This window comes from Xylophilus sp. Leaf220 (assembly GCF_001421705.1).
Lineage (GTDB): Bacteria > Pseudomonadota > Gammaproteobacteria > Burkholderiales > Burkholderiaceae_C > Xylophilus.
This window is the reverse complement of the sequence record NZ_LMKO01000001.1, coordinates 418,063-431,483: the sequence shown is the minus strand read 5'-3', so window position 1 is coordinate 431,483 and position 13,421 is coordinate 418,063. Positions and strand designations below refer to the sequence as shown.

Here is a 13,421-nt window from a genome sequence, read left to right as displayed (position 1 = left end):
TCCTCACCTTTCCCGGATCCAGCATGAGCGACACCACCAGCGGCACCGCCGCCCCCACGCCCTACACCCGCACCGGCCGCGCCGCCGATGCACTGCGCACCGTGCGCATCACCCGCGGCTACACGATCCATGCCGAAGGCTCGGTGCTGATCGAGTTCGGCGACACCAAGGTGCTCTGCACCGCGTCGGTCGAGGAAAAGGTGCCGCCGCACAAGAAGGGCAGCGGCGAGGGCTGGGTGACCGCCGAGTACGGCATGCTGCCGCGCGCCACCCACACCCGCAGCAGCCGCGAGGCGGCCAAGGGCAAGCAGACCGGCCGCACGCAGGAGATCCAGCGCCTGATCGGCCGCTCGCTGCGCGCGGTGTTCGACCTGAAGGCCCTGGGAGAGCGCACCATCCACCTCGATTGCGACGTGCTGCAGGCCGACGGCGGCACCCGCACCGCGGCGATCACCGGCGCCTTCGTCGCGGCCCAGGACGCGGTCGACAAGCTGATGGCCGACAGCAAGCTGGCCGCCTCGCCGATCCGCGGCCACGTGGCGGCGATCTCGGTCGGCATCGTCGCCGGCGTGCCGCTGCTCGACCTGGAATACATCGAGGACGTCGACTGCGACACCGACATGAACGTCGTGATGACCGGCGCCGGCCACTATGTCGAAGTGCAGGGCACGGCCGAAGGCGCCGCCTTCACCCGCGCCGAAATGGACCGGCTGCTGGCCCTGGCCGAGAAGGGGATCGCCGAGCTGGTCGTGCTGCAGAAGCAATCGCTACAAAAGTAATAGCATGATGCCGGCGAACGACGCCGGCTACCGCCACTTTCTCCTATGAAAATCGTCCTGGCCTCCAACAACCGCGGCAAGCTGGCCGAGCTGCAGGCGATGTTCGCGCCCTTGGGTGTCGAGCTGCTGCGCCAGGGCGACCTGGGCATCCCGGAGGCGGAGGAGCCGTTCCGCACCTTCGTCGAGAACGCGCTGGCCAAGGCCCGCCACGCCGCGCGCGCCAGCGGCCTGCCCGCCATCGCCGACGACGCGGGCCTGTGCGTGCACGCCTTCGGCGGCCTGCCGGGCGTCGACACCGCCTACTACGCGACGCAGTTCGGCTATCCGAAAGGCGACGACCACAACGTGCGCGCGCTGCTGGAGCAGATGGAGGCTATCGACGACCGCCGCGCCGCGCTGGTCAGCACCCTGGTAGGCGTGCGCAGCGCGGACGATCCCGAGCCGCTCATAGCCTCGGGGCGGCTGGCAGGCGAGATCGCCCGGGCACCGGTCGGCGAGCACGGCTTCGGCTTCGATCCGGTGATGTTCCTGCCGGCCTTCGGCCAGACCTGCGCCCAGCTGCCGCCCGAGGTGAAGAACGCGCACAGCCACCGGGGCCAGGCTGCGCGCCGGATGCTCGAACTCGTCCGCGAGCGTTGGTGATGGCCGGCAGCATTCCGCTCGTCCCGGCCGGCCCGGCGGTGGCGCCGCAGCCCGATCTGCTGCACTACATGCGGCCCGGCACGCTGCAGTTGGGCGCGCTGCCGCCGCTGTCGCTGTACGTGCACCTGCCCTGGTGCCTGAAGAAGTGCCCGTACTGCGATTTCAACTCGCACGAGTGGCGGGCGGGCACGCAGGTCGATGCCGGCACAGCGGGGCAGGGCGTGCGCGCCCCGATCCCCGAGCAGCGCTACGTCGACGCGCTGATGGCCGACCTGGAGGCCGCGCTGCCGCTGGTCTGGGGCCGGACGGTGCACAGCGTCTTCTTCGGCGGTGGCACGCCCAGCCTGTTCTCGCCCGAGGCGATCGAGCGGTTGATCGGCGGCATCCGCGCCCGGGTGCGGCTGGCGGCCGATGCCGAGATCACGCTGGAGGCGAATCCGGGCACCTTCGAGCGCGACCGGTTCCGCGCGTTCCGTGGCGCAGGCGTCACCCGGCTGTCGGTGGGGGTGCAGAGCTTCGACGATGCGCACCTGCGGGCCCTGGGCCGGGTGCACGACCGCGCCCAGGCGCTGGCCGCGGTGGAGGAGGCGGCCTCGGCCTTCGAGACCTTCAACCTCGACCTGATGTATGCGCTGCCCGGCCAGACCATGGCGCAGCTGGAGGCCGACATCGACACCGCGCTGGCCCTGGCACCGCCGCACATCTCGATCTACCACCTGACAATCGAGCCCAACACCTATTTCGCCAAGCATCCGCCGGTCGTGCCCGAGGACGACACCGCCTACGAGATGCTCGACCGCATCACCGAGCGGACCGGCGCAGCCGGCATGGCCCGCTACGAGATTTCGGCCTATGCCAAGGCCGGGCACGGCTGCTTCCACAACCTCAACTACTGGCAGTTCGGCGATTACCTGGGCATCGGCGCGGGTGCGCACGGCAAGCTGAGCTTCGCCCACCGCATCGTGCGGCAGGTGCGGGTGCGCGATCCGCAGCTCTACATGGAGCGGGCCCTGGCGGGCAACGCGGTCACCCAGCAGGAAGAGCTGAAGCGGGCCGACCTGCCGTTCGAGTACATGCTCAATGCACTGCGGCTGCGGGAGGGCTTCCTGCTGCAGGACTTCGCCGACCGCACCGGCCTGTCGGTCGCGGCGATCGCGCCGGCGCTTGCGGAGGCGGAGGCCAAGGGCCTGATCACCCGCGACCTGAAGCGGGTGCAGCCCACCGAGCGGGGCTTCGATTTCCTGAGCGACCTGCAGGCGCTCTTTCTTCCCGGCTAGGACTCTTCGATGTTCGGTATCCCGTTGCGCAGGCGCGTCGGCGCTGCGCTGCCCGCTTGGCGGCACACCATGGCGCACGTCCACTCGCTGCCGAAGGACTCTGCATGATGGGCGCGAAGTATGTGTTCGCCTTATGGCATTACGCTGCCCTGGCGCTGTTCGTGCTGGCGTCCTGGGGCTACGGACGTGCCCTGGCACGGCGCGCCCTGGAGCAGGTCAGCGACGACCGGTGGCTGCGGAGCGGTCTGGCGATGGTCGCAGGCATGGCCGTCGGCATCTGCCTGCTGCAACTGCTGGCGATCGCCGGCCTCTTGAAGACGGCCGGCGTGCTGGCCGTCGTCGGCACGGGGCTCACATGCGCGGCGTGGTCGGTGGTGGGCTGCAGGAAGCCGGCATGGGCCTGGCCTCACTGGAGTTCGTGGGTGGTGCTGGCTTTCGCGAGTGCCGCGGTTCTGTATCCGCTGCGCATGCCACTGGCTTGGGACGAGCTGGCCTACCACTTGCCGCATGCACGGCAGTGGGCGCTGAGCGGGAAGCTCGAGGTCAACGACTGGCTGCGCTACCCCTGGTTCCCTTTCAACTACAACCTGCTCTATGCCGCGGCGATGGTGGTCTGCGACGACGTGATGGCCCACATGCTGCACGCCTGTGCAGGCTGGCTCACCGCGTTTTTGTTGTTCCGCTGGGCGTTGCCATTGGTAGGCAGGGTCGCGGCATGCTGCGCGGCGATGGTGTGGATGCAGTCGACGCGGTCGGAGTTCGCCACGGCGTATGTCGACATGGGTGTGACCCTGTTCGTGTGCGCGGCGTTCGCCGTGCTTCAACTTTGGCGGGAGAAGCCGCAGGCCCGCGCTGCTCTTGCCTTGGCCGCGTTCCTGTTCGGTACCGCGCTGGGCAGCAAGTACCAGGCGCTCACGTTTCTGCCATTGTTCGTGCTGGGCGTAGTGACGCGCGACCGCGGGTGGCGTAGCTGGACGCTGTGTATCTGCGCCGCGGCACTGCCCTGCATCTACTGGTACGCCCGCAATGCGCTCATGACGGGCGATCCGGTCGTACCGCTCGGGGGCCGGCTGTTCGGCTTCACCGACTGGAACCTCGACGACTACCGCTACCAGTTCGCCGACATCGCCCGCAGCTACGACTGGCCGCCTCGCTACATGGCGGCCGCATTCGCTGCGCCACTGCTGGCGTGGCGGCATCTGCATCGACTCAGGTTGTGGACGTGCATCGCATTTGCCGCGTATGCGGTGGTGGTCTGGGTGGCGACCTCGCACTATTCGCGCTATCTGATGCCGGCGTACCCGGTATTGGCGATGTTGGCGGTGGGTGTCATGTGGAGCGTCGCACGGCAGGTCGGTGGTCGGCTGGGCCGCCGGTGGCCGGGTTTGAAAGGGAATGCGGGTTTTCGCACGGGCGCTGGGCGCGTGGCGCTCGTGGTCGTACTCGCTCTGGTGGCAGGACGCTTCTACAACCGCAGCGGGTTCGAATGGTCGCTGGTGGCGGTGAACCCTGCCGAGCGCCTGGAAGTGATGAAGACATGGCTGCCCGACTACGCCGGCGCCATCGACTACCTGCAGGCGCACCCGGTTCGCAAGGTCTACCAGAGCGGCATGGAGGGGGTTCTGTACTACCTGCCGTTTCCCGTATGGGGCGACCATTTCGGGCCCTGGCGCTACCGCGATTTCCTGGGGCTGGCACCGGAGCTGCTCGCGGCGCGCCTGAGGGAGCAAGGCTTCGAAATGATCGTGGTGCGCAGGCCCGACTTTCCCTCCGCGGAGATGCCGGCATTCGGGCACTATTTCCGGACGGTGTACGAAGACCCGATGTTCCGGATATTCACCCTCGCGGCAGACCCTCCGCAAGAGGCGCCCGGGACGCCCGCTCGGTAGTCTTCGCGCCCGACCTGCAGGTCGCCTTCGATCTACGCCGTCTCGTCGGTCCGGTTGCGGCGGACCACCGTGTCGAGGAAGGCGAAGAAGTCCTCGGTCTGTTCCATCTTGTCGAAGACGGCATCGGCGCCGGCGGCGGAGAAGCGGGCGCGCGTGTCGGCGGTCGCATGGTTGGTCAGCCCGACCACCGTGCAATCGATACCGCGGGAGCGCATGCCGTTGAGCACGCCCAGCCCGGTGCCCTGCAGCAGGAACATGTCGAGTACCACCACATCGACTTCGGCCGCATGCTCCCCGAGCCACTCAAGCGCGTCGTCCTCCCGCTGGACGAAGCCGACGACTTCGGCGCCGGCCATCTCGGCCAGGTCGGGTATCAGGCTTTCCAGATTTCGGGGGTTGTCTTCTACGAGGAAGGCGCGGCAGCGAGGTTTCATGGGCCCATTCGAACAAAGGTGTGCGATAGCCCCAGATGGCCTGCGCTGAGTGCACCGCAGGCGGTTTCCTACGGAGTGCAGCAGCTGCTTCAGGCGGTCGACCGGATCGCACGGGGATGCCCGGAGTGCTCCCACCATGGCTGTGCTGGGTGCTCCGGCGGAAACGGTGAGATTCGAACTCACGGATGTCTTTCGACATCGCCGGTTTTCAAGACCGGTGCATTCAACCACTCTGCCACGTTTCCTGGATAGCCTTCGATTCTAGCCTTCGGAGCCCACCGGTCCGGCGGCGCCACGGTCAGTCGGACACTCGGTCGATGCGCCGCCTTCTCCCGGCTGCAGTGCCGACAGCACCTGGTCGGCCTGGCCGAACTCGAACGCGGGAAACCACAGGTAGGGCAGCCGCATGAGCAGCGCCGGAACCGACGCCTGCTGGCAGGCGGCCTGGAGCCGCGCGGCCCGGGCGATGGCGGCCGTCAGGTGCTTGCGGCGCTCCATCAGTGCCGCTGCCGCTTCGGCCAGCGGCTTGAACTGGTGGATCGCATCCTGGATGTCGTAACCCGCCGCGCCCAGCGCCAGTTCGGTCTCGATGCCCAGGCCTTCCGCGGCACAGGCATGCTCGCGCACCTCCAACGCGAGGCCGACATCCACCAGGTCGGCCAACAGGGCGTCCTGGGCCGGCTGGAGGAAGGCATCGTCGGCCGAAGCCAGGGCGGCCTGCAGTTCGTTGCCGGGCAGCCGCGCAAGCGCCTTCGACAGGGGCCGGACCGACGGGCTCTCCCTGCGCTGCGCGGTCGGCAGCAGTGAGTCGAGCAAGGCCAACGCCTGCTCTCGCGTGCGCCGGATCTGCGCAGCGGTGGCGCTCCAGCGGGCGAAATCCGCATCGAACGATTGCTGCAGTCCCTGCAACTCGGCACGCGCGGACTCCATCGCCTGCCTGGCAGACCGCCACTGCTCCATCTGCGCCTGGAGCGTTTCCACGCCCAGCTCGTGCAGCACGCCGATCAGCACGCGCAATGCGTGGTGACGCGGGGTGCCGGCCTCCGCATCGCGATGGGCCACCTGCAGGGCGGCGACGCAGCGGGCCGTGCCCAGCCGTTCCAGGTGGGCAGCGAGTGCCAGGCCCGCGCGCTCTGCCGCGGCGTTGTTCAGGCCGCGGTAGGTGTAGCGGTCGGCGCTGCCGGTTTTCTGCGCTTGCATATCAGGCTGCGAGAGAAGCGTGTCTTGCGTCATGGCGATCGGAGACCGCCGACGCGCCATAGGTTCCCGTCGGCGCGACGGCGCGGCGCATTTCGCTTCGTAGCAAGCGGAAACCATCTGCGGGGCCGGCGCGACCATCATGTTCCGACACAGGAGAAATGCCCATGCCTACCGAATCCCCCATCCCGACGCCTCCGCTGCAGGTGCCTCCACCACCGAGCCAGCCGGCCGAAACCCCGATCGGCGATCCTCCGCCCCGTCCCGCGCAGCAACCGCCGGTGCAGGACCCGCGCCCCGGCCAGTAGGCGGACGCAAAAAAGCCCGCGCTGTGCGCGGGCAAGAGGGGCACCATGAAACAGGTGCTGAGGAGACCACCAGCTTTTCTTGACGATTCGCCGCTGTTTGCGCAACGAAGCATCTTTGTGAATCTCGGCAAGCGGATGGCCTTCTTATCGTCGGCTACACGGAATTCTGGGGTTCCGCTTCGCCGTGGTCGATCTCGGTCTTGTAGCGTTCCCGGCCCTGGCGGCTGCCTTCGACGATCGGATCGTCGATGCCGACGGCGCGGTTCTGCGCCGCGTTGGTGCCGGATTTGTTGCCGCGGTCACCGCCTTCGAAGGCATCGTGGTCCAGCGGGTCTGGCGATTCGGGGGCGTTGGAGGGGGTGGGCTGGATGGACGGCATGGAACTCCTCGCTGTGCGTTAACGCGTTCGGTAGGTCCATGCTAGGCACCCGGTGTCTACCGGGTGCCAGCGCCGGTGCTAGGCGCCTGTAGGCGTATGTCCACGGAAAACCGGGTTGGGGCCGGCCGATACGCGCTTCCGGAGCGAAGCCCGGGTACGGCGACCGGCCGGATGCGTCGCCTGCCCTGTCGCGGCGAGCACGCTCAATCCGTCAGCCGGTAGAAATCCTGGATTGTGTCCCAGGCGTCTTGCGGATCGTCGGTGATGTGGAACAGCTTCAGGTCGGCGGCCGAGATGGTGCCTTCTTCCACCAGCACCTCGAAATCGACCACACGGGTCCAGAAACTCTTGCCGAACAGCACGATCGGCACCCGCTTGCTCTTGCCGGTCTGCACCAGGGTCAACAGCTCGAACAGTTCGTCGAGCGTGCCGAAGCCGCCGGGGAACGCCACCAGCGCCTTGGCCCGCATCATGAAATGCATCTTGCGCAGCGCGAAGTAATGGAACTTGAACGATAGGCTGGGCGTGATGAAGCGGTTGCCGCTCTGCTCGTGCGGCAGGGCGATGTTGAGGCCGACGTTCAACGCGCCGACCTCGTGCGCGCCGCGGTTGGCCGCCTCCATGATGCCGGGGCCGCCGCCGGTGCAGATGTAGAGCCTTTCTTCCTTCGGCCGGGCTTCGCTGTCGGTGGCGACCAGCCGCGCGAACAGGCGGGCCTGTTCGTAGTAGTAGGCGTTCTTGACCTTCAGCTGCGCCGCGGCGATGGCGGCCGGCTCGCCCGCCGTCTCGGCAGCGTGCAGCAGCGCGGCGGCTTCGTCCGGCGCCAGGAAACGGGCGCTTCCGTAGACGACGACGGTGTTCTCGATGCCCTGGGCCTGCTGGTCCAGGTCGGGCTTGAGCATCTCCAGCTGCATCCGCACGCCGCGGGTCTCGCGGCGGGTCAGGAACTCGGGGTCGGCGAAGGCGAGGCGGTAGGCCTCGGATTGGAGTGCGTTGCCGCTGTCGGAATGCGCATGGAGCGTGGCCCAGGCATCGGCGATGCGGTTGTCGTTGAGGTTGTGGGTGGAATCCATCCCGCCATTGTGGGGGATTGTCGTGACGGTCTGCAGCGGCGCGACAGGCGCCGAACCGGCACCGACGGTCAGGCCGCGCGGTCGAGCAGGCCCAGGTCGCGCAGCGATGCGCTCATGTCGGCGTACTGCCGGTCCAGCACCTCTGCCGCGGCACGCCCGGCCAGGAAGTGCGGCTGCAACTGGTTGGTGGCCAGAAACTCGGCCCATTCCGGCGTCTGCGTGGCACTGCGGAGCGCGCCGACCCAGTAGGCGAGGGCGTCGGCGCCGATGCCTTTCGGCGCCAGCACCCCCTGCGACGACACCCCTACCACGTCGAAACCCTGCTCGCGCCAGGTGGGCACCCCGGCCAGCGCGCCGTCGAGCCGCTGCGGGGCATCGACCGCCAGCACCCGGATGCGCCCGGCCTTCACGTGGGCAATCACGTTGGGGGTGGAGGACGACACCACGTCGACATGCCCGCCCAGCAAGGCATTGAGCGATTCCGCCGACGACTTGAACGGCGCCACCGTGAGCCGGCCCACGTCCACACGGCCTTTCTTGAGCGGCCGGGCGATGCCGATGTGGATGTGGTTGCCCAGCGACGAGGCCACGCCGATGCTCAACGCCCGCGGGTCCTGGCGAAGCCGGGCGGCCAGGTCGCGTGCGTCGCGCACGGGCGAATCGGCGCGCACGGCGACGGTCACGAACTCGTCCACCAGGATCGCGACCGGCGTGAAGTCGCTGTAGCGGGCCGCCAGCGCCCCGGTGGCGTGGCCGGTCAGAAAGCTCGACGACAGCGTGGTCAGGAAGTTGGCGTTGCCCGGGTTCTGCTGCAGCACGTGCAGCGCCAGCTGGCCGCCGGCGCCCGATTTGTTGGTGACGACGACCGCCTTGGCCGACCGCTGCGCCTCCAGGATCTGACCGAGCCGGCGGGCCGCCATGTCGAGCGCCGCGCCGGCACCCGACGGCACGATGTACTCGACCCGGTCGGCCGGTGCCCAGCCCGCCGTGGTGGCACGGGCGGCGGCCGGCCAGCCGGCGGCGGCGGCAGCGGATGCGAAGGCGGCGAGGGCGGTGCGCCGGCGGACGGTGTGCGGCGCGAGAGGGGCGGTGCAGTTCATGGGTGGTGCGGCGCGAAGGGCGCGGCCGGCTGGTGGGAGAAGCCAGTCTAGGAACCGGCACCGCCTGCTGTGAACTGCGATTTGCGTCTTTGCTTATCTGAAATGCGCCACGCGTCCAACAGGGCCGCGTGGTGCAATTTCCGTCGACCGCCACGGTGTGCCGCAACGCTTCGACTGCGGCCGGCCGCGCGGCCCCACCAGGAGATGAGACATGAGCGCAGTGCTGCAAGCCCTTCCGTCGGCCGTCGAGGTCCGGCCCCTGTCGGCCCATATCGGGGCCGAGATCCACGGCGTCGACCTGTCGCGGCCGTTGCCGCCCGACCAGGTCGCCGCGATCCGTGCCGCGCTGCTCGAGTGGAAGGTGGTGTTCTTCCGCGACCAGCCGCTCTCGCATGCGCAGCACGTGGCCTTCGCCCGGCAGTTCGGCGAGCCGACCATCGGCCACCCGGTCTTCGGCTACGAGGACAACCATCCCGAGATCTACTCGGTCGGCCGCAACCGCAAGCAGGTGCGCTTCTCGGGCCCGGCGCTGGTGCGGCCCTGGAGCGGATGGCACACCGACGTGACCGCCGCGGTCAACCCGCCGGCAGCCTCGATCCTGCGCGGCGTGACGATCCCGCCCTACAGCGGCGACACGCAGTGGACCAACCTCGAGGTGGCCTACCGCGAGTTGTCGGCGCCGCTGCGCGGATTCGTCGACGGCCTGCGCGGGCTGCACCGGTTCGCCGCGCCACAGGGTTCCACCGCCAGCTCGCTGTTCGACGACAAGGTCAAGCGCCGGCCCCTGCTCACCGAACACCCGCTGGTGCGGGTGCATCCCGAGACCGGCGAGAAATCCCTGCTGGTCAGCCCGACTTTCCTGCAGAGCATCGTCGGCCTGGCGCCGCGGGAGAGCCAGGTGCTGCTGGAGTTGCTGTTCGAGCATGCGATCCGGCCCGAATTCACCGTACGCTTCAAGTGGGAGCCGGGGTCGATCGCGTTCTGGGACAACCGCGCGACCGCCCACCTGGCGCCGCAGGACATCTTCGCGACCGAATTCGACCGGCAGCTCTACCGCGTGACGCTCGGCGGCGTGCCGCCGGTGGGTCCGGACGGCCGGGCATCGGTGGCGCTCGAGGGCGACCCCATCACCGCGGCCCGCGCAGAGCAGGACTGACGCCCGCGCGTCGGCAGGCGCGGGCGGGGCGAGGCAGAATGACGGTTCGCCAAGACGACCCTGCACCCTTTCCCACGACCCTGCCGCGCATCTGGCGCCGTGGCAGTGCCGGCCACGCCGCCCGCCCCATGACCACCCCCACGTACCAGTTCCGCGACCTGCTGCAGGAACGCGCCTTCATCCGTTTCTGGGCCGCGCGCCTCTTCGGCACCGCCGGACAGCAGATGCTGATGGTGGCGGTGGGCTGGCAGATGTACGAGCTGACCGGCAGCGCCTGGGACCTGGGCCTGGTGGGGCTCTACCAGTTCGTGCCGGCGCTGCTGCTGACGTTGGTGGCGGGGCATGTGGCCGACCGGCTGCACCGCGGGCATATCGTGGCCGCGTGCTTCTTCACCCAGGGCGTGGTGGCGCTGACGCTGGTGCTCGCGACCGAGGGCCACTGGGTGGGCCGGTCGCTGCTGCTGGCCCTGTCGGTGGTGCTGGGCATGGTGCGGGCCTTCCAAATGCCGGCCCAGCAGGCGCTCACGCCGGCGCTGGTGCCGCCCCTGATGCTGCCGCGGGCGATGGCGTTCAGCGCTGCGGGCTCGCAGGCGGCGATCATCGGCGGGCCGGCGCTGGGCGGCGTGATCTTCGTGGCCGGCGCCACCGCGGTGTACGGCACCTGCGTCGCGCTGTTCGCGATGGGCAGCCTTCTGGTGGCGCGGCTCGGCTACGCCCACGTGGCCGCGCCGCGGGCGCCCGTGTCGCTGCAGACGCTGCTGGCCGGCGTGCAGTTCATCTGGCACCGCAAGCCGGTGCTGGGCGCGGTGTCGCTCGACCTGTTCGCGGTGCTGCTGGGCGGCGCGGTGGCGCTGCTGCCGATCTACGCCAAGGACATCCTGCACACCGGCCCCTGGGGCCTCGGCATGCTGCGGGCGGCTCCGGCGGTGGGGGCGCTGACGATGTCGGTGGTGCTGACCCGCTGGCCGCTGGAGCGCAAGGTGGGCGCCCGCATGCTGGCCGCGGTGGGCGTCTTCGGGCTGGCGACGCTGGTCTTCGGCCTGTCGCACAACCTGTGGCTGTCGCTGGCGGCGCTGGCCGTCACCGGCGGTGCCGACATGGTGAGCGTGGTGGTGCGCCAGACGCTGGTGCAGCTGGAGACGCCCGACGAAATGCGCGGCCGGGTGAGTGCGGTCAACTCGGTCTTCATCGGCGCCAGCAACCAGCTGGGCGAGTTCGAATCCGGCGCCACCGCCGCGCTGCTCGGCCCGGTGGGCTCGGTGGTGTTCGGCGGGGTGGGCACGATGCTGGTGGCGCTGATGTGGTTCCGCCTGTTTCCCAGCCTGGCCCAGCGGGACGAAATGCTATCGAAAAGATAGCTGGGGGTCGGTGTGCAGCGCCGGCTCCAGCCCTTTTTTCCTTGAAATTCAGCGCAAAGCCGCCAGCGCCCACTGCGCACTGCGCAGCCCGGCGAAGGTCAGCAGCAGCGAGCCGGCGATGTGCATCGCCGCGGTGCCCAGCGCCAGGGCGTAGCGCTGCTGCAGCAGCATGCCGACCACCTCGCCCGAGAAGCTGGAGAAGGTGGTGAGCGTGCCCAGGAACCCGGTGATCACCATCAGCCGCCAGGCAGGGTCCAGGTTCGGCAATCCGTTGAACACGCCGATCGCCACGCCGATGAGGTAGCCGCCGATCAGGTTGACCGCCAGCGTGCCCCAGGGCAGCACGCTGCCCGGGTTGAGCCACAGCGCGAAGCCCCAGCGCAGCAGGGCGCCGACACAGGCGGCGATGCAGATGACGAAGACGTTGAGCAGCATGGCGCGCAGTATCGCAGCCGCCCCCTCCTGTGGGCTAGCCCGCCGGCAGCGGCGCGCCGTCCTTGCCCATCACCATGTCGGGCAGAAAGGTCACGATCTGCGGGAACAGCGTGATCAGCGCGATGCACACCACCAGGCAGACGAAGAACGGGATCGCCGCCTTGGCGATCAGGTTGCTGTCGCGCCCGGTCATGTTCTGCAGCACGAAGAGGTTGAAGCCCACCGGTGGCGTCACCTCGGCGATCTCCACCAGCAGGATCACGAAGATGCCGAACCACACCAGGTCGAAGCCCGCCTTCTGGATCATCGGCAGCACCACCGCGCTGGTCAGCACGATCATGCTGATGCCGTCGAGCGCGGTGCCCAGCACCAGGTAGACCAGCACCAGCACCGAGATGAGGGCGTAGGGCGACAGGTGCATGCCGTCGACCCATTCGGCCAGCTCGCGCGGAATGCCGGTGAAGGCCATCGTCTTGGTCAGGAAGGCCGCGCCCGCCAGGATGAACATGATCATGCAGCTGGTGCGGGTGGCGCCCATCACGCCGTCCTTGAAGTTCTGCCAGGTCAGGCTGCGGCCGTAGGCGGCGATGGCCAGCGAGCCCAGCACGCCGAAGGCCGCGCACTCCGTGGCCGTGGCCCAGCCGGCCACCAGCACCCAGACGATGAAGACGATCAGCAGCGCGCACGGGATCAGGTTGCCCGAGGCCTTCAACTTCTGCATGAAGCTGCTGGGCGGATCGGCCGGCGGCACCTGGTCCGGGTGGCGGTGGCTCCACCAGCCGATGTAGCCGGAAAAGAGCACCATCAGCAACAGGCTGGGCAGAAAGCCCGCCAGGAAGATGCGGATGATCGACGCATCGGCCGCCACCGCGTAGACCACCATCGTGATCGAAGGCGGGATCAGGATGCCCAGCGTGCCGGCGGTGGCCAGCGAGCCGATGGCCAGGTTCTCGTTGTAGCCGCGCTTCTTCAGCTCGGGCAGAGCCACCTTGGCGATGGTGGCGCAGGTGGCGGCCGACGAGCCCGAGACCGATCCGAACACGCCGCAGCCGAGCACGGTGGTGTGCATCAGCCGTCCCGGCACCCGGTTGAGCCAGGGGCGCAGGCCCTCGAACATCTCCTCGCTGAGCTTGGTGCGGAACAGGATCTCGCCCATCCAGATGAAAAGCGGCAGCGCGGCCAGCTCCCACGAAGCGTTGCTTTCCCAGAAGGCCGAGAAGAGGTTCTTGCCGGGCAGGGTGCTGGTGAAGAACGCCTGGCCGATCCAGCCGACGATCGCCAGCGTCATCGCGATCCAGACGCCGCCGGCCAGCAGCACCAGCATGATGCCGAGCAGCATGCCGCCCATGAGCAGGGTGTCAGACATGAAGAAAATCCTGGAGGACGTGGCCTCG

The 13,421-nt window shown here is 68.9% G+C and carries 14 protein-coding genes and 1 tRNA gene; 7 read left to right on the top strand and 8 right to left on the bottom strand.

The window, feature by feature from the left end; all coding sequences use genetic code 11:
* Window positions 1-23 precede the first annotated feature (23 nt).
* The 4 genes from rph (at window position 24) to ASE76_RS01960 (ending at window position 4,587) form a co-directional block, all read left to right on the top strand.
* Window positions 24-779 carry a ribonuclease PH gene (gene rph / locus ASE76_RS01975; protein ID WP_055833894.1) on the top strand — a complete coding sequence of 252 codons (756 nt, stop codon included), beginning with the start codon at window positions 24-26 and terminating at the stop codon, window positions 777-779.
* A gap of 45 nt (window positions 780-824) precedes the next feature.
* Window positions 825-1,421 (top strand): non-canonical purine NTP pyrophosphatase, encoded by a 597-nt coding sequence (locus ASE76_RS01970; protein WP_055833890.1) that lies wholly within the window; start codon window positions 825-827, stop codon window positions 1,419-1,421.
* Window positions 1,421-2,698, top strand: coding sequence for a radical SAM family heme chaperone HemW (gene hemW / locus ASE76_RS01965; protein WP_055833886.1), 1,278 nt, complete (start codon window positions 1,421-1,423; stop codon window positions 2,696-2,698). Before ASE76_RS01970 ends, hemW begins: the two co-directional genes overlap by 1 nt.
* A 104-nt stretch (window positions 2,699-2,802) precedes the next feature.
* Complete coding sequence (locus ASE76_RS01960) at window positions 2,803-4,587, top strand: hypothetical protein (protein WP_055833882.1); 1,785 nt, start codon at window positions 2,803-2,805, stop codon at window positions 4,585-4,587.
* 32 nt (window positions 4,588-4,619) lie between these two features.
* Here the strand turns inward: ASE76_RS01960 and ASE76_RS01955 are convergent, their stop codons facing one another.
* From ASE76_RS01955 to ASE76_RS01945, 3 genes are all read right to left on the bottom strand, one after another.
* Window positions 4,620-5,021 (bottom strand): response regulator, encoded by a 402-nt coding sequence (locus tag ASE76_RS01955; protein WP_055833879.1) that lies wholly within the window; start codon window positions 5,019-5,021, stop codon window positions 4,620-4,622.
* Between the two features lie 158 nt (window positions 5,022-5,179).
* Window positions 5,180-5,266 (bottom strand) — tRNA-Ser (locus tag ASE76_RS01950).
* Between the two features lie 16 nt (window positions 5,267-5,282).
* Window positions 5,283-6,221 carry a hypothetical protein gene (locus tag ASE76_RS01945; protein ID WP_055833874.1) on the bottom strand — a complete coding sequence of 313 codons (939 nt, stop codon included), beginning with the start codon at window positions 6,219-6,221 and terminating at the stop codon, window positions 5,283-5,285.
* 164 nt (window positions 6,222-6,385) lie between these two features.
* On the opposite strand from ASE76_RS01945, the gene ASE76_RS20380 reads away from it, so the two are divergent.
* Window positions 6,386-6,526 carry a hypothetical protein gene (locus ASE76_RS20380; RefSeq protein ID WP_156362493.1) on the top strand — a complete coding sequence of 47 codons (141 nt, stop codon included), beginning with the start codon at window positions 6,386-6,388 and terminating at the stop codon, window positions 6,524-6,526.
* 154 nt (window positions 6,527-6,680) lie between these two features.
* On the opposite strand, the gene ASE76_RS01940 is transcribed toward ASE76_RS20380, so the two are convergent.
* The 3 genes from ASE76_RS01940 to ASE76_RS01930 all read right to left on the bottom strand — a co-directional run bounded on the left by ASE76_RS01940 (window position 6,681) and on the right by ASE76_RS01930 (window position 9,078).
* Complete coding sequence (locus tag ASE76_RS01940; RefSeq protein WP_055833871.1) at window positions 6,681-6,905, bottom strand: hypothetical protein; 225 nt, start codon at window positions 6,903-6,905, stop codon at window positions 6,681-6,683.
* Between the two features lie 203 nt (window positions 6,906-7,108).
* Window positions 7,109-7,978, bottom strand: coding sequence for a TIGR00730 family Rossman fold protein (locus ASE76_RS01935; RefSeq protein ID WP_055833868.1), 870 nt, complete (start codon window positions 7,976-7,978; stop codon window positions 7,109-7,111).
* Between the two features lie 68 nt (window positions 7,979-8,046).
* Window positions 8,047-9,078 carry a tripartite tricarboxylate transporter substrate binding protein gene (locus ASE76_RS01930; protein WP_082447845.1) on the bottom strand — a complete coding sequence of 344 codons (1,032 nt, stop codon included), beginning with the start codon at window positions 9,076-9,078 and terminating at the stop codon, window positions 8,047-8,049.
* Between the two features lie 211 nt (window positions 9,079-9,289).
* On the opposite strand from ASE76_RS01930, the gene ASE76_RS01925 reads away from it, so the two are divergent.
* Complete coding sequence (locus ASE76_RS01925) at window positions 9,290-10,234, top strand: TauD/TfdA family dioxygenase (protein WP_055833864.1); 945 nt, start codon at window positions 9,290-9,292, stop codon at window positions 10,232-10,234.
* Window positions 10,235-10,362: 128 nt separating this feature from the next.
* Window positions 10,363-11,592, top strand: a complete 1,230-nt coding sequence (locus tag ASE76_RS01920; RefSeq protein WP_082447844.1) for an MFS transporter — start codon at window positions 10,363-10,365, stop codon at window positions 11,590-11,592.
* 48 nt (window positions 11,593-11,640) lie between these two features.
* Here the strand turns inward: ASE76_RS01920 and crcB are convergent, their stop codons facing one another.
* Window positions 11,641-12,027, bottom strand: coding sequence for a fluoride efflux transporter CrcB (gene crcB / locus ASE76_RS01915; protein WP_055833863.1), 387 nt, complete (start codon window positions 12,025-12,027; stop codon window positions 11,641-11,643).
* 34 nt (window positions 12,028-12,061) lie between these two features.
* Window positions 12,062-13,393 carry a TRAP transporter large permease gene (locus tag ASE76_RS01910; RefSeq protein WP_055833858.1) on the bottom strand — a complete coding sequence of 444 codons (1,332 nt, stop codon included), beginning with the start codon at window positions 13,391-13,393 and terminating at the stop codon, window positions 12,062-12,064.
* Window positions 13,394-13,421: the final 28 nt, after the last annotated feature.

Excerpts from the sequence above, each read along its gene's own strand:
- ASE76_RS01940 (WP_055833871.1), bottom strand. The coding sequence starts at position 6,905 with ATGCCGTCCATCCAGCCCACCCCCTCCAACGCCCCCGAATCGCCAGAC.
- rph (WP_055833894.1), top strand. The coding sequence starts at position 24 with ATGAGCGACACCACCAGCGGCACCGCCGCCCCCACGCCCTACACCCGC.
- ASE76_RS01920 (WP_082447844.1), top strand. The coding sequence starts at position 10,363 with ATGACCACCCCCACGTACCAGTTCCGCGACCTGCTGCAGGAACGCGCC.
- hemW (WP_055833886.1), top strand. The coding sequence starts at position 1,421 with ATGGCCGGCAGCATTCCGCTCGTCCCGGCCGGCCCGGCGGTGGCGCCG.
- crcB (WP_055833863.1), bottom strand. The coding sequence starts at position 12,027 with ATGCTGCTCAACGTCTTCGTCATCTGCATCGCCGCCTGTGTCGGCGCC.
- ASE76_RS01960 (WP_055833882.1), top strand. The coding sequence starts at position 2,803 with ATGATGGGCGCGAAGTATGTGTTCGCCTTATGGCATTACGCTGCCCTG.
- ASE76_RS01910 (WP_055833858.1), bottom strand. The coding sequence starts at position 13,393 with ATGTCTGACACCCTGCTCATGGGCGGCATGCTGCTCGGCATCATGCTG.
- ASE76_RS01970 (WP_055833890.1), top strand. The coding sequence starts at position 825 with ATGAAAATCGTCCTGGCCTCCAACAACCGCGGCAAGCTGGCCGAGCTG.
- ASE76_RS01945 (WP_055833874.1), bottom strand. The coding sequence starts at position 6,221 with ATGCAAGCGCAGAAAACCGGCAGCGCCGACCGCTACACCTACCGCGGC.
- ASE76_RS01925 (WP_055833864.1), top strand. The coding sequence starts at position 9,290 with ATGAGCGCAGTGCTGCAAGCCCTTCCGTCGGCCGTCGAGGTCCGGCCC.
- ASE76_RS20380 (WP_156362493.1), top strand. The coding sequence starts at position 6,386 with ATGCCTACCGAATCCCCCATCCCGACGCCTCCGCTGCAGGTGCCTCCA.
- ASE76_RS01955 (WP_055833879.1), bottom strand. The coding sequence starts at position 5,021 with ATGAAACCTCGCTGCCGCGCCTTCCTCGTAGAAGACAACCCCCGAAAT.
- ASE76_RS01935 (WP_055833868.1), bottom strand. The coding sequence starts at position 7,978 with ATGGATTCCACCCACAACCTCAACGACAACCGCATCGCCGATGCCTGG.
- ASE76_RS01930 (WP_082447845.1), bottom strand. The coding sequence starts at position 9,078 with ATGAACTGCACCGCCCCTCTCGCGCCGCACACCGTCCGCCGGCGCACC.